Genomic DNA, 19895 nt, shown 5'->3' with positions numbered 1-19895 from the left:
GGGATCAGTTCACCTTGAACACCACCCGGAAGCCCTTGGGGGCCAGCGTGGTGGTCAGGTCGAATTTCTCCAGATTGGCAGCATTGACCACAGCGATTTTCGGTCCCACATGATGCAGCACCGGCTTCTTCTCCAACAGCCGCACCGCCTGATCGACAGCGATGCGGGCCTGGATGGCGGGCAGGTCGCTGGGGGCGCCGAGGATCTTGCCGCGCTTGATCCCGCGATAGACACCCGGTCCGAAATAGTAGGAGACGATCCCCACCTGATCGTTCAGCTTGCGCTTGCGCAGAATCGAAATGGCGGCCTCGGCGGTCACCGCAGTGCCTGCGATATAGGCCACGTCCGGAATCTCATCGAGCACCTCGTTGATCAACTGGCTCTGCGCGGCCTCGCCGGTGTCGCCATGGCGGCTGGCGACGATCTCCAGAGGACTGCCCGCCAGAGCCTCCCGGAAGCCCTCATCTCCGGCGGTGACCCAGGCGGCCCCCTCCGGGCCGGGGAACCAGGCCACCTTTGCCGCGCCGCCCTGAGCGCCATGCTTGTCGACCAGATAGCGACCGGCCTGGAATCCCATGTCGCGGAACGAGACCAGAGACTTGGCCGACATGGCAGTGCCGTTCATGCCATTGATGAGATCAATGACCGGGATATCCTTGGCCCGGATCTCCGAGACCAGCGGAGTCAGGCCGTCGGCGGAGATGGCGCCGATGATCAGCGCGTTGTCCCCGGCGGCGATGCATTCGCGGATCTGCGCCATCTGCTTTTCTAGGTTTCCATAGCCCCCGGCCTCAAAGAGCGTCATGGCGACGCCCAGCCGCCGCGCCTCGGAGGCCAGTCCGTAATTGACGGCCAGCCAATAATCGTCCTTCAGGTGGGGTATGGAGACGCAAATCCGCCATTTCTGTTCCGCCTTGTCGAGCGCCACGTAGTCCTGATCCGTGCGGGGGCTCTGAGCCTCGAACGGGGGGTGGGTGACCTCCACCGGAAAGGGATACCAGGCATCTTCAGCAACAGCGGCAGCCCCTGAGCACACAAACGCCAACGCCGTCAGCGCGGCCCGAGTCTTATTCAACGATTTCATATTTCGCCTCCAATCCCTTGTCACGGAGCAGGGTATTGATTTCCTGTTTCAATTCGATCATGCGCAATTCCCGGTCGATGGCCAGGGCGTTGAACCGCTCCACTTCCGCCAGATGCTCGTGCAGGGTTTCCCGGGCTTCATGGGCCTCCGTGGTGTCGCGGAACGAGATGACCGCGCCGACCAAGGCGTCGTGACGCCACAGGGGCGTGGCGTTGTATTCCACCGGGAACGACGTGCCGTCCTTGCGCCACAGGACTTCATTGTCGATGCGGGCCGAAATGCCTCGGGTGTAGGCGGCCCACATGGGGCAGTCCTCCAGCGGATAGTCGGTACCGTCGGTGTGCGTGTGGTGGATCAGCGCATGCACCTTCTGGCCGATCAGTTCGAGCGGCGTGAAGCCCAGATCCTCCGCCGCGACCGAGTTGACAAACGTCACTCGACCGTCCTGGTCCACCCCGAAGATACCTTCTCCGACGGATTCCAGCAGCAGCCTCGTGCGTTGCTCCGCTTCGTGGCGTTCCTCCACCTGTCGGTTGAGCTTGCGGTTCCAGACGACGACGACGGCAAAGACAGCGATCACCCCCCCGGCAACAGGAAGCACCCAGGTCAGGATGGTCGCCAGATCCAGGCCGAATTCCACTTGTAACGCCATCCAGGCATTCTGGATCGCCGCTTTTTCCCGGTCGTCGATGCTGTCGAGCGCCTTGTTCAGGATGCCGACCAGTTCCGGCCAGTCCTTGCGCACGCCGATGGACAGCGGGAACGCATATTCGGTGGGGGCGGCGATCTTGACGTTTTCAAGTTTTTGCCGGTCAACCTCGTAGGTGATGGCCCCCAGGTTGTCGGCAAAGGCATCCAGTTTGCCCTCGGAGAGCGCCCGCAGCCCCACGCTCAGGTTAGCGAACGGGACCAGATGAATGTCTGGATAATCCTTGCCGATCAGTTCATGGGTCACATAACCCTTGATGACGCCCAGACTGCGCCCGGACAAATCCTTCAAGCTGCTGAAGAATTCCCCTTCCTTGCGGGTGGCGATGACCACCGGAAAGGTGATGTAGGGCTTGGTGAAATTGAGGAATTTCTCTCGCTCAGGGGTTGCCGACATGGCCGGGGAAATATCCACACCATCCCCCTTCAGGCCATCGAGGACTTGCGTCCAGCTTAGGCCATACAGGGGCTGGATTTCGATTCCCAGTCGTTCGGACAGGGCCTCCATGTAGCCCGAGGAAATACCGCTATATTTGTTCTGATTGTCCAAAAATGAAAATGGCGGCCAGGAGAAGTCGTCCCCCAGACGAATGCGGGGGTGTTGCTCAAGCCACCGGGCTTCCTCGGGAGTCAGGGGGACACGTTGAGTCTGATTGCCCTGCGTGGAACGGAGGGGAACCCATTTCTCGCGTAGCCTTCGGCGCTCCTCGTTGGTCAGGGCATCCAGGCCTTTTTGCAGGATATCGCGCATAATGCGGTTGTGCTTCAGGACGCCTATGTGCAGTTCGCTCTCTTCCGGGCGCTTGAGCCAGACTTCATCGACGAAGCGAATATTTGGAATGACCGTCTCGTCGAGAACATGGGAGATCACCCCAAGGCTGCCGATAAAGGCATCCACCCGACCGAAAGAGACCTCCTGGAGACCCTCTTTCACGTTTTTGACCGGGAACTGTCGGATGTCGGGATAGCGCTCGCGCATGATATCGGCGGTGGCAAAACCCTCGATGACGGCGACGGTTTTACCTTTCAGGCCGTCCAGACCGGTGAGGGCTTCATTGCTTTCGTGAGTCACGAGAACCGACGCGTTGCTGGCATAGGGGCTGGTGAAGAGCATGGTTGTCTGCCGCTCAGGGGTCAGATAGACCGCCGGCAGAATATCAATTTCTCCGGCATTGAAGCGCTCTACCAACTCCGTCCAGGTGAAGCCATTGGTGAATTTCAGTTTGGCGCCGACCTTTTCGGCGATGGCGCGAATCATGTCGATGGACAGGCCCATGGGATCGCCATGTTCGGCGAAATCGAACGGCGGCCAATCCAATTCGTTGGCCACGGTCCAGGTGGGGTGGGCGAGCAGCCATTGACGTTCTTCCAAGGTCAACCGCACCCGCTCGGTCGATCGGGCGGCGTCCGCGGCGTCGTATTTGCGGTAGATCTCGTTGACCAGACCGTCCGACACCATCTCATTGAGAGTCTGGTCCAGGGCGGCAAAGAGGCCCGGGTGCGCGGTCTTTTTGGAAACGCCGTAATAGTTGCCGATGGTCAGGGTATGACGATAGGTGGCGAAACTGTAATCGGCGAACCCAAGTCCGACCAGGGCACTTTCCAGGGGAGGACGATCCAACGTGGCGACCGTATCCACCCGCCCGTCGATGAAGGCACGGACCATTTCAAAATCGCCGTCGAGGGAAAGCTTTTCGATGGCCTCGTCACGATCGAAGCGGTCGAAGTAGGCGGTCTTGGGCTTGACCCCCACCTTGAGGCTGTGCAGATCCTCGAAGGACTGGATCTTGCCCTCCTCGCCCTTGTGCACCAGAAAGACGATCTCCTTCTTCTGCATGTCGAGGGGGCCGGCGAAATCGACGAAGGATTCGCGATCCGTCCGACGGATGGTCCGTGGCACGATGTCCACCGTGCCGTCGCGCAGCCCCTCCAGACTTTGGCTGAACGGCACCACGCGCCACTGAACATCGTAACCGTTGAGGGCGGCGGCTTGTTCGAGGATCTCTTTCAGCGGGCCGGAAATCTGCTCGCCCTCGACAATCATCTCCGGCGGGCGATGTCGGAAATCCGCGTGCAAGAGCTTGTCTGCCGCCAGGGCCAGACTCAACGGGCCGAACAGCAACAGAGTTGCGAGCGCCAACCCAAGAAGCCAGCGTCCAGCGATCGGTGCGGCCTTCATCAACGTTCCAATCCCCGGAAATCAATGAGTATTAATAGAACGCCCTGGATGGAAGAGTAAAGTGTCAATACAACGAATCGGATTGAAAAACCGGCTCGAATCGCTCCATCGTGGGGCCAACTTTCTGTAACCCGACACTCGGTATCGGTCGCAAGGAGCCTTGCGGTCCGAGCGCGGATCGTCGAACGTTGCGCCAAGGGCTCTCGTCCCCCCCCCTTGAAGCCATGTTTGGAAAGTCAACGGAACCATGAAAACATTTGCCATCTATAGCGGGGCGGCGCTTGCCGAGATCGCCGGGTGTTTCGCCTTCTGGGCCTGGTTGCGGCTCCATAAGCCGATCTGGTGGGTGGGGCCGGGACTGCTCTCCCTGGCCCTGTTCGCCTATCTTCTGACCTGGATCGATAGTGCCGCCGCAGGGCGGGCCTATGCCGCCTATGGGGGCGTGTACATCGCCTCGTCGTTGCTGTGGCTGTGGGGTGTCGAATCGGTGCGTCCGGACCGCTGGGATATCTCGGGCGTCACGCTCTGCCTGATCGGGGCCGCCCTGATCATCGCCGGGCCGAGATAGGCGGCTGCGGACGATCAGGCGTTCCGGGCCGACAGATGTGCCGCGATGGACGCGAATTCATGGCGTGCATGCCGGTCGAGCCAGTCCTCGACAAAGGACAGGACATGATGGAGGTCCAGAGCTTCAGGCGCCCGCTGCCAGGTGTTGCTGAAAATTTCAAACTGCGAGGCGATATTCCGATGATCCTTCACATGTTCGGAAAAATCCGGGAAATCAATGTGCCGCAGGATATCCTCTTCCCGTTGCAAATGCTTATGCACCAGATCGTTCAGGCGGACCATGAAATGATCAATGGCCTTCAGGTCGGCCTCCGTGCTCAGCAAGGCACGCAACCGGTTTACCAAATCGACCAATGTCCGGTGGTCGAAGTCGATCAGCGGATGGCCGGTCTCCCAGCTTTCGTCCCAAACCAGGGCGCTCATTGGGCGGTCCCTCTCAGGCGGTTCTTGTAAGGATGTCGTTGTCGTCGTGTCATCCATCCGTCATGCTATCATCATCCCGATGGTGGGGGGAAGCGGTGATCGCATGTTGATGAAAACCGAAAATTCGGGACGTCCGTTCTGGCCCTATGTGGTGCATCATGTGGCCCATTGGGCCGGACACACCTATTTCGCCGAAGTGCTGGCGGACATGGAGGTCTGGTGCGAGGAAGATTGCCAGGGCGGATTCCAGGTGGATCTGGAATGGGTCGGCTTCCAATTCCGTGGGGATCGCGACCGCTTCGCCGCCCGTTGGGGCGCTAAATCCCTTCCGGGATGACACCGTTCACGACGATCTGCCAGCCGATCACGCTCAGCGGCGCGGCCCGGTCGGCCCAGGCCTTCAATCCCACCAACTCCTTGGGGGTGATGCTCCAGGCGGCGACCAGCGGGGCCATGACGTCCTGCTCCTGCGGGGCATACTTGTTGTCCGACATGACCAGCACGTAGAGTTCGAGCAAAACGATCAGGCGGGATTGTCGGGTATCGAAAATATCCACATTGGACTTGCCATAGATCTCCTCCGCCGGGGCGCGGACATGGCCGCCCATTTCGGCGATGCGCAGATCCAGGGTCGCTTCTTCTTCCGGGCTGATATGCCCATCGGCCAGAATGACCTTGGTTGCCATGGCGAGAAACGACGCCTTTTGAGGCTCGTTGAGAAGATTCAGGAACATGCTCGGCCTCCACTTTGCACCACTTTAGCGACCTTACTCCGTCTCTCCAAGTCTCTTTTCCGCCAGCCTCTTTTCCGAAAGCGCTGGACGCCCTGGGGCGAGATCGGCGGCCCTCACGCCAAGGTCTTGCAAGTCCTGCGGGATCGGCTGCGCGCACAGCAGGGCCGCCGCCGCGCGTCCGAGGGCCGGAGACGTCATGATCCCGAACCCCCCCTGACCCACCAGCCAGAAAAAACCCGCCCGATTGGGATCGTAGCCGACCACCGGCGTCCGGTCAGGGGCGAAGGTCCGCAATCCAGCCCATTTGCGGCGAATATGCGTGATGGGGGTGCCGGTCGCCTGTTCCGCCCGCGCCACGGCCAGCGCGACGTCCAGTTCTTCCGGTTGCGCATCACAGGGCGGCGAGGGGGTTTCGTCACAGGGCGAGCACAATATGCCACCGGATTCAGGTTTCAGGTAAAAGGCCTCGCTCACATCCAGGTATAAGTTCCAGGAGTCCGGGGCCGGTTCGGGGCGATCATAGACGACGATCGTCCGCCGCAACGGTGTGAGATTGGAAGGCGGCGCGTCGGCCAGGGTGGCCAGATGATCGCCCCAGGCCCCCGCCGCATTGACCAGGATAGGCGCACGCAGGGTCCGGCCCGGAATGTCGATGCACCAGTGTCCTTCCTGCCGCGTCAGACTCCGCACCTCGGCATCGCAGAGCAGTTGCCCCCCCTGGCGGCGCAGACTGCGCAGATAACCTTGATGGATGGCATGGACATCGAGTTCCATGGCGGCGGAATCGAGGACGGCGCGGACGGCGTAACCCTTGCGCAAGGGGGGAAAGCGGCGCTCGATTTCAGGGGCGTCGATGAGGGACAGGGAATCGGTCAAGTCCCGGCTGGTCTCGAAAAGCGCTTCGACCAGGTCCCGCTGATCTTCCCGGCCGGCCTGGACCGCCGGTCGGGGGCGCCACAGGGGCACGTCGGAGAAATCCGCTGGCGGGCCGTCAAAAAAAGCGCGGGAGGCCCGGCTCAAGGCCCGGACCACTCGATTGCCGTAGGTTTCGGTAAAAAAAGCCGCCGAGCGACCGGTGGTGTGGTAGCCTGGATGGCTTTCTCGCTCCAGCAACAGAATCCGCCGGTGCGCCGCCAGGGCATGGCCCAGCGAGGCCCCGGCAATCCCGGCACCGACAATGATCACATCCCAGTTCTGATCCGGCTCAGTCATGCGCGGGGTTTAGGACATGAGGGGAGAAAAGTCCAATGCGTCCTGCCGGAAGTCGGAATAGTGGGCAAGAAAGTCGAAAAATCCGAGATGTCTTGTCGTGAAAGGCTGGTCTTGACGGGCCGGGGGCCTTAGACTTAACAGGAACCAATTGTCGAGGAACGGGGTGGAGACGAATCGCGACGATGAGTGAAAACCCAGCCGAACAGCCGCCTCTGGTGCATATTCTTCTGGTCGAGGATAATCTCGGCGATGCCCGTCTGGTCGAAGAAGTGCTCAAGGAAGGGGCCTATCCTCACGTCATCACCCATGTACGCGACGGTGTCGAGGCCATGGAGTTTCTCCGCCTGGGCGAACAATCCGAGGATCCCGGATTGCCGGACGTGATTTTTCTCGATTTGAACATGCCGCGCATGGATGGCCGCGAGGTGCTGGGGGAAATCAAGTCGGACCCGGTGCTGCGCAGCATCCCGATCATCGTGCTGACGACCTCGACTTCCGAGGCCGACATCATGACCAGCTATGCCCTCAATGCGAATTGCTATGTGACAAAACCGGTTTCCATCGACGCTTTCCTGGAGGTCATGCAGACCCTGGAAACCTTCTGGTTCGGCATGGCGGCTTTGCCGCCCCGGGTCACTTTCAAGGGGCAGACAGGCGTTTCATGACGCAAGCGGACCCGATCCAGATTCTTCTTATCGAGGACAACAAGGCCGACGCCCGTTTGGTCGAGTTGCTGCTGCTTGATGTGCAGTTCAAGTTCGAGATGCACAAGGCGACCACCTTGAAGGAAGGCCTGAGGTTGCTGGCAGACGCGGACGTTCAACCGGATATCGTGCTGCTTGATGTGCAACTCCCGGATTCGACTGGGCTGGATGGCATTCATCATATCCTGGAACAAAATCCCAGCCTGCCCGTCGTGGTGCTGACCGGCAACGATGACGAGAGCTTTGCCGTCGAGGCGGTCAAAAAAGGGGCCCAGGATTATCTGGTCAAGGGCCAGGGGGATGGCGTGCTGATCGCCCGCGCCATCCGCTATGCCATCGAACGCAAGAAGGCGGAATCCAAACTCCATCTGGCGGCGGCGGTCTTCGAGGCGGCCAACGAGGGGATTTTCGTGGTCGATCCGGAAGATCGCATCACGGCCGCCAACCCGGCCTTTTTGAAAATGACCGGCTATTCCGTGGAGGAAATGGTCGGTCGAAAACCGGAATTCATACGCAATGAGATGAGTGCCGACGAGTTGCTGGATGAAATCAATGCCAAGCTCGATGGGCGCGGCAGTTGGGCGGGGGAGGTGACCTGCCACAACAAGAACGGCAATCCCTTCTACGGCTGGATCTCGGTCAGCGGCGTGCGCGATGCCGAGGGTCATCGCACGGAAACCGTCTATGTGTTGCGCGATATCACGGAGAACAAGCAGGCCGAAAACACCATCTGGCATCAGGCCAATTTCGATGCATTGACCGATCTGCCGAACCGGATTCTTTTTACCGACAGGCTGTCGGCGGCCATGGTCCGGGCCCGTCGTACCCACAAGAGCGTGGTGGTCATGTTTCTCGACCTGGATCGCTTCAAGTGGGTCAATGACACCCTGGGGCATCATGCCGGGGATAACCTGTTGAAGCAGGCGGCGGCACGTCTGGTCGAGGCGACCCGGGCCAGCGATACGGTGGCCCGGCAGGGGGGCGATGAATTCACCATCATCGTGGATGAAATCGACGAGGTGCGGAATGCCGAGGTGGTGGCCCGCAAGATCCTGATTGAAATGGCTCGTCCCTTTGATGTGGCGGGCAACGAGGTGTTCATTTCCGGCAGTATCGGATTGACCGTTTTCCCGGACGATGGCGAGACGGTCGAGGAACTGCTGATGAACGCCGATACCGCCATGTATCAGGCCAAGGAGAGCGGCCGCAACGCCTATCGCTTCTTCACGCCGGAGATGAACAACGAGGCCATTGAACGCATTTCCCTGGAATCCGATCTGCGACAGGCCATAGAAGCCAGCGCCATGTCCTTGTGGTATCAGCCGGTGGTCGATCTGGCCCGTCATAAGATCGCCCATGTGGAAGCCCTGCTGCGTTGGGAACATCCGCAACGGGGCATGATTTCGCCGGCCCTGTTCGTGCCCCTGGCCGAGGAAACCGGGCTCATCGCGGAAATCGGCCTGTGGGCCCTTCGCGAAGCCTGCACGCAGATTCATAGCTGGCGGCAGACCGATGCGCCGATCTTCACGGTTGCCGTCAATTTGTCCGCCCGGCAGTTTCTGGACGCGGGATTTGCCGACAAGGTGTTGCGCATTTTGAAGGAAACGGGAGCCGATCCGAGTTGGCTCTCGCTGGACCTGAACGAAGATCTGATGAACGGCAATTCCGTTCAGATCGAGGACACTCTGCGGCAGATTCGCGGGGCGGGCATTCAAATCTCGCTGGATGATTTCGGCACCGGCTATTCGTCGCTCAGTCATCTGCGTCGACTGGCGGTGGATATCCTGAAAATTGACAAGTCCATTGTCGCGGGCGTGACGTCCGATTCCAGAGACGCCAACCTGGTAGAAACCATCGTCGCCATGGGGCATTCCATGGGGGCCACGGTCATCGCCGAAGGGGTGGAAACAGCCGAACAGCTCAAGATTCTCACCTCCCAGGGCTGCGATCTCGCCCAGGGCTTCCTTTTTGGACGTCCGGTCAAAGCCGATTCCCTGCTTGAGGAATGCAAGCGCATTCTGAATTTGGTGGGCTGAATTTTCATTCTTCTCCCATTGACATATATCACTTCGATATATATCAGTCCGTCATAGAGGCGCGGGCCTCCGGGAGAAAGCCATGAAAGCGCATGAAGTCTGTCTTGGCGTGCTGACCTTGGGTGAGGCCAGCGGCTACGAGATTCGCAAGCAATTCGAAGACGGCCCCTTTGCCTATTTTCACGAGGTCAGTCTGGGATCCATCTATCCGGCCCTGTCCAGGCTCAATGCGGATGGATTGGTGAGCTGCGTCCAAATGGCCCAGGATGGACGCCCGGACAAAAAGGTCTATGCCATCACCGAGGCGGGCCGGGCGCATTTCAAGGCCGCGCTGAACAGGTCTCCGGCCCGCGACAGCTTCCGTTCCGAGGCCTCGTTCATGTTGTTTTTCAGTGACCTGCTTTCACCGGCCCAACGGGTGCAGGTGTACGATTTCTATCTCGGTCTGCATCAATCCCACATCAACGAAATGCTTTCTGAAGATTGCGGGCAATCCCTGAAGGACCAACCGAGAGGACGGCAGTTCGTGCATGGGCTCGGCTTGGCCGTTTACCGCGCCATAGTGGACTACATGGAGTCCCAGCGAGACGTCCTGTTACCGGCCGAAGGAAACCGACCATGAAACAATCCTATGTGATCGCGGCTGCGTTGACCCTGGTCGTTGCGGTCTGGATCGGGTCCGGTCTCGGGGCCTCCGAGGAAGAGCCCACGCCACCAGAAATGGCGGCGGCCCCCGTTGAAGCGTCTCCTTTCAAGGTTCGCGTGCGGGAGAGTCAGGCCCGGGATTGGCATCGAAAGCTGTCCCTGTTCGGTCATACGGAGGCCGAACGGTCGGTCGAAATCAGGACCGAAACCGATGGCCGGGTGGAAATGGTCGAGGTGGACAAGGGCGCTTCGGTGGAGGCCGGACAGGTCCTGGTCCGTCTGGTCGCCGACAACCGCAAGGCCCGGCTGGCCGAGGCCCGGGCGCTGCTGACCCAGCGGCAACTGGAGTTTGAAGCGGCGCAGGAACTGGCGGACAAGAACTTCCGTTCAAAAACCAAGCTGGCCGAGGCTCGTGCCGCGCTGGAATCGGCGCGGGCGGCGTTGGATCTGGCGCAGTTGGAACTCGAGCGCATCACCATTGCGGCCCCGTTCGCTGGCATCGTCGACAGCCGCCGTGCGGAGGTGGGCAGCTATCTCAAGACCGGGGATGTGGTGGCGACCCTGGTCGATACGGACCCCTTGCGGGTGGTTGGGGAAATCCCCGAGGCCCAGGCGGTCGATCTGCACCTCGGGGCTCCGGCCACGGCCCAACTGGCCGATGGGCAGACTGTCGAGGGGGTGCTGCACTATTTGGCGGTGACCGCCGATACAAAAACCCGGACCTTTCGCTTCGAGGTTGACGTTCCCAATCCCGACGCTCGGTTGCGCGCCGGGCTGACCGCCCGCCTGATCCTGGATACCGGGGTGGTCCGGGCGCACCTGATTTCCCCGGCCCTGTTGACGCTGTCCGATGAGGGGCAGGTGGGGCTGCGGGGCGTTGACGCCGATGGAACTGTTGTTTTTCATCCGGTCAAAATCATCGACGACACCCAAGACGGCATGTGGGTCGGCGGGTTGCCCGAAAGACTCCGACTCATCATTGTCGGTCAGGAATTCGTCAAGGCCGGACAGACGGTCGAGCCGGTGGCCGGGGACGCCCCATGAAGCATCTGATCGACGCCGCCATCCACCATTCACGGACGGTGCTCTCGACCCTGGTTTTGATCCTGCTGTCCGGGGCTTATGCCTATTCGACCATCCCCAAGGAAGCGGACCCGGATATCAATATTCCGATCATCTACGTTTCGGTGATCCATGACGGCATTTCGCCCGAGGATGCGGACCGGTTGCTGGTCCGCCCCCTTGATCAGGAACTACGCTCCATTGAGGGACTGAAAGAGCTTCGCTCCACCGGCTACGAGGGCGGGGCCAATCTGGTGCTCGAATTCGAAGCTGGATTCGATGCCGACAAGGCGCTGGACGATGTGCGTCAGAAAGTGGATCTGGCCAAGCCGGATTTGCCCGACGAGAGCGAAGAGCCGGTCGTTCAAGAAGTGAATTTCAGTTTGTTTCCGGTGATTGCGGTGATCCTGGCCGGGGAGGTTCCCGAGCGCACCCTGCTGGATCTGGCGCGGGATCTGCAAGATGACATCGAAGGGATATCCACCGTTCTGGAAGCGGAAATCGCCGGGGACCGCGATGAACTGGTCGAGGTTATTGTCGATCCGGTCAAAATCGAGGGCTATGGGCTTTCCACCGGCGGCACAGTCTCTGCGGTGGCGGCGAGCAACCTGTTGGTGGCGGCGGGGGCTCAGGATACCGGGCACGGCCGCTTTTCCATCAAGGTACCCGGTCTGTTCGAGACGGTCGGCGATATCCTGGATATGCCGCTGGCGGTCAGTGGCGACTCGGCGGTGCGTGTGCGCGATGTGGCGGAGGTGCGGCGCACCTTCGTCGATCCGACCGGGTTCGCCCGCGTCGACGGTCGGACGGCGGTGACCCTGGAGGTCAAGAAGCGGACCGGCGAGAATATCATCGAGACCATCGAGGCGGTCCGCGCCGCCGTGGCCCTGGCGCAGCAACAATGGCCTGCGGCCCTGCGCGACCGAATCAAAGTCTCGTTCAGTCAGGACAAATCTGAACAGATCCGCGACATGCTCAAGGATTTGCAGAACAACGTCATCGCCGCTGTATTACTGGTCATGATCGTGGTCATCGCGGCGCTTGGCGTGCGCACCGCCGGTCTGGTCGGGGTGGCCATCCCCGGATCGTTCCTGACCGGTATTCTGGTGCTCGGCGCGCTTGGTATGACGATCAATATCGTTGTGCTGTTCAGCCTTATTCTGGCCGTTGGCATGCTGGTGGACGGGGCCATCGTGGTCACCGAATACGCCGACCGCAAGATGTCCGAAGGCACCCACCGCCGACAGGCCTACGCCCTGGCCGCCAAGCGCATGTCCTGGCCGATTATCGCCTCCACCGCGACGACCCTGGCGGCCTTTCTGCCCCTGGTATTCTGGCCGGGGGTGGTCGGGGAGTTCATGAAATTTTTGCCCATCACCCTGCTGGCGACCCTCAGCGCGTCCTTGTTCATGGCGTTGATCTTCGTCCCCACCCTGGGGGCACAGATTGGCAAGCCGGGCAGTGCCGACCCGGAGACCATGAAGCATCTGACTGCCGGGGAAAGCGGCGACCTGCGCAGTATTCCCGGCCTCACCGGGGGATACCTGCGGGTTCTGGACCGGGTGCTGGATCATCCGGGCAAGGTCTTGCTCATGGCGCTGTTCATGCTGGTCGGGGTTCAGGTCACCTATGCCCACTTTGGCAAGGGTGTCGAATTCTTTCCCGATGTGGAACCGGAAGTGGCCATTCTGCAAATTCGGGCCCGCGGCAACCTGTCGGTCTGGGAGCAGAAGGCGCTGGTCACCCAGGTGGAGAGCCGCATTCTGAACATGAACGAAATCGAGACCATCTATGCCCGCACCGGCACCACCACCCAGAGCGAGGAGGCCGAGGATATCATCGGCACCATCAACCTGGAATTCGTCGACTGGGACAAGCGCCGCAAGGCCGATGTGATTCTGGAGGAGGTCAAACAAAGAACCGCCGATCTGGCCGGGATCATCTTGGACGTGCGCAAACAGGAAGGCGGGCCGCCGGTGGGCAAGCCCATCCAGATGCAGGTGACCTCGCACGATCCCGGCGTGCTGGCCGACACCATTGATCTGTTGCGCAATCATCTGGAACAGATGGCCGGAATCACCGGCGTCGAGGACAGTCGCCCGCTGCCGGGCATCGACTGGGAATTGAGCGTCGATCGGGCTCAGGCGGCCAAATACGGGATCAATGTGCGGATGGTCGGCGATGCGGTGCAGTTGGCAACCAGTGGCATCAAGCTCGGCTCCTATCGCCCCGACGACAGCGATGATGAAATCGACATCCGCGCCCGCTATCCGGAAATCCATCGCACCCTGCGCGAACTGGATCATATCCGCGTCATGACCGACAGCGGCGGCGTGCCCCTGAGCAACTTCGTCGAACGCAGCGCCAAGGCCAAGGTGGGGACGGTCAAGCGGGTCGATGGCGAACGGGTGATGACGGTCAAGGCCGACCTGTTGCCCGGCCTGTTGCCCGATCCCAAGGTGCAGGAACTGCGAGCCTGGCTGAAAAATGCGCCCCTCAATCCGAAGGCCGAAATCGTCTTCAAGGGTGAGGACGAAGAGCAACGCAAGGCCGAGGAATTCCTGGGCCGGGCCTTCATCGTCGCCCTGTTCATCATGGCCATCATCCTGGTCACCCAGTTCAACAGCTTCTATTCAGCCTTTCTGATTCTGAGCGCGGTGATCATGTCGACCATCGGCGTGTTCATCGGGTTGCTGGTCACCGATCAGCCCTTCGGCATTGTCATGGGCGGCATCGGGGTGATCGCCCTGGCCGGGATCGTGGTCAACAACAACATCGTGCTGATCGACACCCACGACCGATTGCTGGAGGTCTCCGGCAACGCCCGAGATGCCATCCTGCGCACCGGCGCGCAGCGTTTGCGCCCGGTGATGCTGACCACCGTCACCACCATGCTCGGGCTGATGCCCATGGTGTTCCGGGTGAATATTGATTTCATCACCCGCGAGGTGACCTTTGGCGCTCCGGCCACCCAATGGTGGACCCAATTGGCCACGGCCATCGTTTTCGGGCTTGGCTTCGCCACCTTGCTGACTCTGTTGGTGACCCCGTCGGCCTTGATGCTGCGGGCCAACGTGAAGGCCTGGCGGGAGCGGCGGCTTCAGTCGGTAGGCTGAACCTTGGAGGTCTCGTCGCCGTCTTCGCCTTCGTCATCCGCGTCGTGCGGATGATGGGTGTCGGCCTCGCGTTTCATGGCCATGAAGGTGCGGACGCTGAACGGCATGGAAATCAGATAGAGGCTGAGAACGATGGTCAGGGTCACCCAGGGGGCGGTGATCAGGGCGGCGATGGTGACGCCAAACACCAGCATCAGCGGCAGTACCCCGTGCTGCGGTATTTTTAGTTTTTTGAACGAATAGGTCGGAATGGGGCTGACCATCAGTCCGGCCACCAGCAGCATGTTGATGGCGACCAGCGCCGGATAGCGCAGGATATCCTCGCCCACCTGTACCGAAATCATCATCGGCAGCAGGGCCAGTCCGGCCGCCGCCGGGGCGGGCACACCGGTAAAGAAGTTCGATGCCCAGGCCGGCATGTCGTTCCTGTCGTCGGCCACGTTGAAACGGGCCAGCCGCAAGCCGCAGGCCAGGGCGAACAACAAGGTGATCATCCAGCCGAAGCGCCCGGCATCCTGCAAGACCCAAAGGTAGAGCAGCAGGGCGGGGGTCACCCCGAAGGAGACGAAATCGGACAGTGAATCCAATTCGGCACCGAACTTGCTGGTGCCTTTGAGCAGCCGCGCGATGCGTCCGTCCAGGGCATCGAGAATGGCCGCCGCCAGCACCGCCAGCAGGGCGATTTCCCATTTTTCCTGAAGCCCCCAGCGGATCGCAGTCAATCCGGCGCAGGTGGCGAGCAGGGTCATCATGTTGGGGATCAACGTATTGACGTTCATCCCCTTGAAACGGCGGCGGCGTGGACGGAACACTAGCGGATCTCCCCTGTGCGTTGGCCCTCGGTGCCGTGCAAATCGGCAATGACCGTCTCGGCGGCGAGGGTTGTCTGTCCTTCGACGACCAGCGGGGCGATGCCCTCGGGCAGATAGACATCCACCCGACTGCCGAAGCGAATCAGGCCGAACCGTTCGCCGGTCTTCATCTCCTGGCCTTCCTGGACGAAACATTTGATGCGCCGGGCGACCAGTCCGGCGATTTGCACAAAGGCAATGTCGCGTGGCGCACCGTGGTTGGTTTCGGCCAGTTGCAGGCGGACCGACTGGCGTTCGTTGAACTCACTGGCCTTGTCCAGGGAAGCATTGAAGAACTTGCCGGGACGATAGGCCAGCTTGAGGATGCGCCCCCCGCAGGGCACCCGGTTCACATGCACGTTGAAGACATTCATGAAGACGCAGACCCGGGGCCGTTCGTCGGGGCCCATCTCCAGTTCCGGCGGCGGCACGGCGCGGTCGATCTTTTGCACCACGCCGTCGGCGGGACTGACGATCAGACCTTCGCGAATGGGCGTCACCCGGTCGGGATTGCGAAAGAAATAGGCGCACCAGGCGGTCAGGATCAGGCCAATCCAGCCCAACGGCTCGGCAATACCACCGAGAATGACAGTGATCACGGCAAACAGCCCGATAAAGGGCCAACCGGCGGGATGGATGGGAACGAGAATCACTTTGAGCATGGATTATTCGGGGCCTTGTGCGGTGGAGGACCGGGGGCGGGGCGAAACGGGAAGCGCGAACACCTGACCAGGATAGATCAAGTTCGGGTCCTTGATCTGTTCCTGATTGGCATCGAAGATAATGGTATAGCTGAAGCCGTCGCCATAGGTCGAGCGGGCCATGCGCCACAGGCTGTTGCCCGGCTGGACCACCACAAAGGCCTCGCCCGGCAGGGCTTCGAGCGGCTCGGCGCGGGAAAAGGGAATGGCGATGCGGGCCAGCACCTTGCCGGCAGCATCCACGGCATCGGCGCGCAGGGTGTACAGGCCCGGTTCGATGGTCGTCTGCGGGATCAGCGACCAGCGGCCCTCGCCGTCGGTCACCGTCTGTCCGAGGAATTGTTGGTTCAGGTAAAGATGGACGATCTCATCGGGACGCGCCCGGCCGCCGACGCTCAGTTGTCCTTGGTCGGTGTAGTCCAGGGAATCGATGGCCAGTCCGCGCGGCCCTTCGACGCCCTTGGAGGGAGTCTGCATGACCCGGGATGGCCCCTGTCCGTTGCGCGGCACCTGGACCACCAACGGTCCACTGTCACCGCCTTGCCGTCCGGCCACGTCGAAGCCCGGTTCCGGCACCACCATTACCACGGCATTTTGTGAGCTTGCTGTGCTGCCGTCGGGGGCGGTGGCGTCGAGGACCAGTTCCCGACTGCCCGGCGGCAGGGGATGGTCGGGCAGAAAGACCCATTCGCCCCGGTCATCGGCGACCACTTCGCCCAGGACCTGATCCTTGTCGCGGATGACCACCTTGGCCCCGGGGCGGGCGCGCCCGGCCATCACCGTATCGCCCTTGGGGTTGATCCGCACCACATCGAAGGTCGGCGAATCGACCGGCGGTTTGTGGTTGATTTTCGGGTTCGGCGACGGGGCGGGCTCTGGGGTTTCGGCCTGAAGCGGCGGCGGGATGACCGGACCCGCCGATTCGACAATCGGTCCCGCTCCCTCATCATCGTTGAGCAGCAGGACATTCAGCCCGATGGCCAGCGCCACCAGAAGAACGCCGATCCCCGCCAGAAGGAGGGGCCGTGCCAGCTTTCCCGAATCGTCGCCCTGGGGCATATCCGTCGTTCTTTCATTTTTGATAATGTAAGGGTAATACCCCGGAAGCGCCGCCGCAACAACGGCCCGATGTTGACCGGTGCGCCGATTTCGCGCAAATAACGGGGCAGATCCAAGAGAGGGAAGAACCATGACCAACGATAGCGCCTCCGCCGCGCGCGGAATCCGGGTCTGGGACCTGCCGACCCGGCTCTTTCACTGGGCCTTGGTGGGATTGGTGGGAGTGTGCATTTACAGCGGTCTGAGCGGCAACGTGAAGCTGATGAGCTATCACATGCTGTCGGGGCAGGCCATTTTGGTGCTGGTGTTGTTTCGTGTGCTGTGGGGGCTGGTGGGGAGTCCGCGCTCGCGCTTCAGTGATTTCGTGCGCGGCCCGAAAGCCATTCTTCAGTATTTGCGCGACCGCCAGTCGCCGACCCCGGGCCATAACCCGTTGGGGGCGGGTTCGGTGCTGGCCATGCTGGCGACGCTGCTGGTGCAGGCGGGCACCGGCCTGTTCGCCAACGATGACATTTTCACCGAGGGTCCCCTGGCGGCCCGGGTCAGCAAGGAACTGAGCGACAGCCTGACCGGCATTCATCACCTGTCGTCGAACCTGCTGATGGCGCTGATCGGCCTGCATCTGTTGGCCATCATCGTCTACCGGCTGAAGGGGGAAAACCTGATCCTGCCGATGATCACCGGGCGGCGCAAGCCGCGCGGCAGTTGGCGCGACCGGCCCTATGCCCCGGGGTGGCTGGCCCTGATCGTACTCGGGCTGGCCGCCGGGGCGGTCTGGGCCGGGGTCACGCTGTAGCAGCGATCTTCCGTTGCAGGTCGGGGGTCCAGGGCCACAGGGGACCGCCACAGGTGGTCGCCAGGGCATGCGGGACCAGTGCCCGCAACAGCAGCCGGTGCGGCTGTTCGCCCGGCATCATGATGCCCTGGGCCGCTGCGGGGGCGAATCCGAAGCGTTCATAGTAGCCCGGGTCGCCGACCAGCAGCACCCGTTCGTGACCCAGGCTCTGCGCCTTGGACAGCGACCGTTCGATCAACTGCCGTCCGATGCCGGATTTCTGAAGTGATGGATCGACCGCCACCGGCCCGAGCAGCAGGGCGGCCTGGACTGAGCGTCCGATGACCACCGGCCAATAGCGGATGGTGCCGACCAGGATGTCCCCGTTCAGGGCCACCAGCCCCAGTTCGGGCAGCGCCGCCACATCCCGCCGATAGGCGTAGGACTGCTTGAGGGTCCGGTCCGGACCAAAGGCGTTGTCGAGCAACGCTTCAATAGGGGCGGCATGTTCCGGCCGCTCGGGGGACAACTGGATCATCTTTCGAATCCTGGCTCAAAGGGGCAAAGCAAAAGGCGCCCGAAGACCGGAAAAACTAAACCTGTAGGGTAATCACAAAACGAGTAGGTCCTGGCGCACGAAGATATAAATCAATCCATGCGTCGTCGGAGGGCGGCAAGACCGCCAATCTGGTTCTTCTGCTCGTTCATGGGCGGCATCATTATCCAAGGCGGGGCTGCTGTCAATGCGGAAAAAAAGGGCGACCGAAGCCGCCCTTTTGCCTTGGGTTTCAAAAGGAAACCTACTTCTTTTGACGGAAATCGTCGTGGCAGGCCTTGCAGGCGTTGCCCAGTTCATTCACCGCATTGCCAAAGTTGGCCCCCTCGGCCTCGGCGACCATCTGGGCACTTTTCCGGAAACCCTCCAATACGACCTTGAAGGCCTCCGGCTTTTCCCAAATCACCGGCAGGGCTCCGGTTTCGCCCATGTCGGAGCCTTCGGGGAACATGCGCGGGGCCTGCATGGCCAGGGCCAGCATGCCCTGGGCGTGCAGCTTGGTTTCCTCGGTATAGGGCGCGCCCTTGGCGACGGCAACCAGGGCACCCATGTGGACCTTTGCGGCGGTGAACATGCTTTGACGGTTTTCGATATCCTTCAGGGTATCGGCCTGCGCCGACGCAACGGAAATCGTCAGGGCGGCGATGGCGGCGAGAGACAATCGAACAAATTTCACGGACATGGCTTTTCCATCCTTGATATATGTGACAAACAGGTGCGCTTGAGAATGGCCCCCAAGATATCTCATATCTAGGCGCTCTCGGGCGGATTTCCACTGGGGTTCGGTCACAGTTGTGTGATTTTTTTGGGGAAAGAGTCATGGAAAACGTCAAAACCATCTGTGTGTTCTGCGGTTCGCGCAGCGGCACCGACCCGGCCCATGCCGAGGCCGCCGCGCGCCTGGGGCAGTTGCTGGCCGAGCGCGGCATCCGTCTGATCTATGGCGGCGGCGGCATCGGGCTGATGGGAATCGTCGCCAAGGCCGCCCTCGACCATGGGGGCGAGGTGGTCGGCATCATCCCGGACTTTCTGTTCAACATGGAAGTGGGCACCCTGCCGCTGACCGAACAGCTTGTGGTCGGCAGCATGCACGAACGCAAGGCCAAGATGTTCGCCCTGTCCGATGCCTTCGTTGCCCTGCCGGGGGGCATCGGGACCCTGGAGGAAACCCTGGAAATCACCACCTGGAAGCAGCTCCGCCAGCACGACAAACCGATCGTCCTGCTCAATACCGGCGGCTACTGGGACCCGCTGACGGCCTTGATGACCCAGGTCATCGACGGCGGCTTCGCCCATCACAAGGTGCGTGACCTGTGGGTCACCGCCGATACCGCCGACGGGGTGTTTGACGCCATTTCCGCCGCCCCACAGCCGGACGCAGTCATCCTGACCAGTCACCTGGAACGGATTTAACAGGCTGCGGAAAAACTCTTCCCTTTGACGACCGGGTATGATTCGATTCCTCCTGAAAGCGACAGGGGGG

Annotated in this window: 19 protein-coding genes; 9 read left to right on the top strand and 10 right to left on the bottom strand. The window is 61.3% G+C overall.

Features of this window, described 5'->3' with window-relative positions:
- Positions 1-4 precede the first annotated feature (4 nt).
- Positions 5-1084 (bottom strand): TMAO reductase system periplasmic protein TorT, encoded by a 1080-nt coding sequence (torT, locus tag ACYQ1P_RS16110; protein ID WP_460021363.1) that lies wholly within the window; start codon positions 1082-1084, stop codon positions 5-7.
- The gene (locus tag ACYQ1P_RS16105) at positions 1068-3971 is read right to left on the bottom strand and encodes a transporter substrate-binding domain-containing protein (protein ID WP_460021362.1); all 2904 of its coding nucleotides are present in this window, start codon (positions 3969-3971) and stop codon (positions 1068-1070) included. The genes torT and ACYQ1P_RS16105 overlap by 17 nt, the downstream gene beginning before the upstream one ends.
- Before the next feature lie 247 nt (positions 3972-4218).
- Here ACYQ1P_RS16105 and ACYQ1P_RS16100 point away from each other — a divergent pair, with 247 nt between their 5' ends.
- Positions 4219-4539 carry a YnfA family protein gene (locus ACYQ1P_RS16100; protein WP_460021361.1) on the top strand — a complete coding sequence of 107 codons (321 nt, stop codon included), beginning with the start codon at positions 4219-4221 and terminating at the stop codon, positions 4537-4539.
- Between the two features lie 14 nt (positions 4540-4553).
- Here the strand turns inward: ACYQ1P_RS16100 and ACYQ1P_RS16095 are convergent, their stop codons facing one another.
- Entirely contained in the window at positions 4554-4961 is a 408-nt protein-coding gene (locus tag ACYQ1P_RS16095) for a bacteriohemerythrin (protein ID WP_460021360.1), read from the bottom strand.
- Between the two features lie 103 nt (positions 4962-5064).
- Here ACYQ1P_RS16095 and ACYQ1P_RS16090 point away from each other — a divergent pair, with 103 nt between their 5' ends.
- Positions 5065-5298, top strand: a complete 234-nt coding sequence (locus tag ACYQ1P_RS16090) for a hypothetical protein (RefSeq protein WP_460021359.1) — start codon at positions 5065-5067, stop codon at positions 5296-5298.
- Here the strand turns inward: ACYQ1P_RS16090 and ACYQ1P_RS16085 are convergent.
- Positions 5279-5695: a hypothetical protein gene (locus ACYQ1P_RS16085; RefSeq protein WP_460021358.1), complete on the bottom strand. Its 417-nt coding sequence runs from the start codon at positions 5693-5695 to the stop codon at positions 5279-5281. The genes ACYQ1P_RS16090 and ACYQ1P_RS16085 overlap by 20 nt on opposite strands.
- A gap of 33 nt (positions 5696-5728) precedes the next feature.
- Positions 5729-6907, bottom strand: coding sequence for an NAD(P)/FAD-dependent oxidoreductase (locus ACYQ1P_RS16080; RefSeq protein ID WP_460021357.1), 1179 nt, complete (start codon positions 6905-6907; stop codon positions 5729-5731).
- 182 nt (positions 6908-7089) lie between these two features.
- On the opposite strand from ACYQ1P_RS16080, the gene ACYQ1P_RS16075 reads away from it, so the two are divergent.
- The 5 genes from ACYQ1P_RS16075 to ACYQ1P_RS16055 all read left to right on the top strand — a co-directional run bounded on the left by ACYQ1P_RS16075 (position 7090) and on the right by ACYQ1P_RS16055 (position 14470).
- On the top strand, positions 7090-7572 hold the full coding sequence (locus tag ACYQ1P_RS16075; RefSeq protein ID WP_460021356.1) for a response regulator: 483 nt from the start codon (positions 7090-7092) through the stop codon (positions 7570-7572).
- A complete protein-coding gene (locus ACYQ1P_RS16070; protein ID WP_460021355.1) occupies positions 7569-9647 on the top strand; it encodes a putative bifunctional diguanylate cyclase/phosphodiesterase in 2079 nt (692 codons plus the stop codon). Before ACYQ1P_RS16075 ends, ACYQ1P_RS16070 begins: the two co-directional genes overlap by 4 nt.
- Before the next feature lie 82 nt (positions 9648-9729).
- Positions 9730-10269 carry a PadR family transcriptional regulator gene (locus ACYQ1P_RS16065; RefSeq protein WP_460021354.1) on the top strand — a complete coding sequence of 180 codons (540 nt, stop codon included), beginning with the start codon at positions 9730-9732 and terminating at the stop codon, positions 10267-10269.
- On the top strand, positions 10266-11336 hold the full coding sequence (locus ACYQ1P_RS16060; protein WP_460021353.1) for an efflux RND transporter periplasmic adaptor subunit: 1071 nt from the start codon (positions 10266-10268) through the stop codon (positions 11334-11336). The genes ACYQ1P_RS16065 and ACYQ1P_RS16060 overlap by 4 nt, the downstream gene beginning before the upstream one ends.
- Positions 11333-14470 carry an efflux RND transporter permease subunit gene (locus tag ACYQ1P_RS16055; protein WP_460021352.1) on the top strand — a complete coding sequence of 1046 codons (3138 nt, stop codon included), beginning with the start codon at positions 11333-11335 and terminating at the stop codon, positions 14468-14470. The genes ACYQ1P_RS16060 and ACYQ1P_RS16055 overlap by 4 nt, the downstream gene beginning before the upstream one ends.
- Here the strand turns inward: ACYQ1P_RS16055 and pssA are convergent.
- The 3 genes from pssA to ACYQ1P_RS16040 are packed head-to-tail and all read right to left on the bottom strand — an operon-like array spanning position 14455 to position 17081.
- Positions 14455-15282 carry a CDP-diacylglycerol--serine O-phosphatidyltransferase gene (gene pssA / locus ACYQ1P_RS16050; protein WP_460021351.1) on the bottom strand — a complete coding sequence of 276 codons (828 nt, stop codon included), beginning with the start codon at positions 15280-15282 and terminating at the stop codon, positions 14455-14457. The two genes, ACYQ1P_RS16055 and pssA, sit on opposite strands and share 16 nt — an antisense overlap.
- On the bottom strand, positions 15282-15983 hold the full coding sequence (locus ACYQ1P_RS16045) for a phosphatidylserine decarboxylase (protein WP_460021350.1): 702 nt from the start codon (positions 15981-15983) through the stop codon (positions 15282-15284). The genes pssA and ACYQ1P_RS16045 overlap by 1 nt, the downstream gene beginning before the upstream one ends.
- 3 nt (positions 15984-15986) lie before the next feature.
- A complete protein-coding gene (locus ACYQ1P_RS16040) occupies positions 15987-17081 on the bottom strand; it encodes a LysM peptidoglycan-binding domain-containing protein (protein WP_460021349.1) in 1095 nt (364 codons plus the stop codon).
- 130 nt (positions 17082-17211) lie between these two features.
- Here ACYQ1P_RS16040 and ACYQ1P_RS16035 point away from each other — a divergent pair, with 130 nt between their 5' ends.
- Positions 17212-17877: a cytochrome b/b6 domain-containing protein gene (locus ACYQ1P_RS16035; RefSeq protein ID WP_460021348.1), complete on the top strand. Its 666-nt coding sequence runs from the start codon at positions 17212-17214 to the stop codon at positions 17875-17877.
- On the opposite strand, the gene ACYQ1P_RS16030 is transcribed toward ACYQ1P_RS16035, so the two are convergent.
- Together ACYQ1P_RS16030 and ACYQ1P_RS16025 are read right to left on the bottom strand one after the other, a co-directional pair.
- Positions 17867-18394, bottom strand: a complete 528-nt coding sequence (locus tag ACYQ1P_RS16030; RefSeq protein ID WP_460021347.1) for a GNAT family N-acetyltransferase — start codon at positions 18392-18394, stop codon at positions 17867-17869. The two genes, ACYQ1P_RS16035 and ACYQ1P_RS16030, sit on opposite strands and share 11 nt — an antisense overlap.
- 262 nt (positions 18395-18656) lie before the next feature.
- The gene (locus tag ACYQ1P_RS16025; RefSeq protein ID WP_460021346.1) at positions 18657-19094 is read right to left on the bottom strand and encodes a c-type cytochrome; all 438 of its coding nucleotides are present in this window, start codon (positions 19092-19094) and stop codon (positions 18657-18659) included.
- 137 nt (positions 19095-19231) lie between these two features.
- On the opposite strand from ACYQ1P_RS16025, the gene ACYQ1P_RS16020 reads away from it, so the two are divergent.
- Entirely contained in the window at positions 19232-19825 is a 594-nt protein-coding gene (locus ACYQ1P_RS16020; RefSeq protein WP_460021345.1) for an LOG family protein, read from the top strand.
- The last annotated feature ends 70 nt before the right edge of the window (positions 19826-19895 follow it).

The sequence above is a fragment of the Magnetospira thiophila genome (assembly GCF_054657015.1).
The sequence above is the reverse complement of the archived record's forward strand: the minus strand, read 5'-3'. Positions and strand labels throughout refer to the sequence as shown.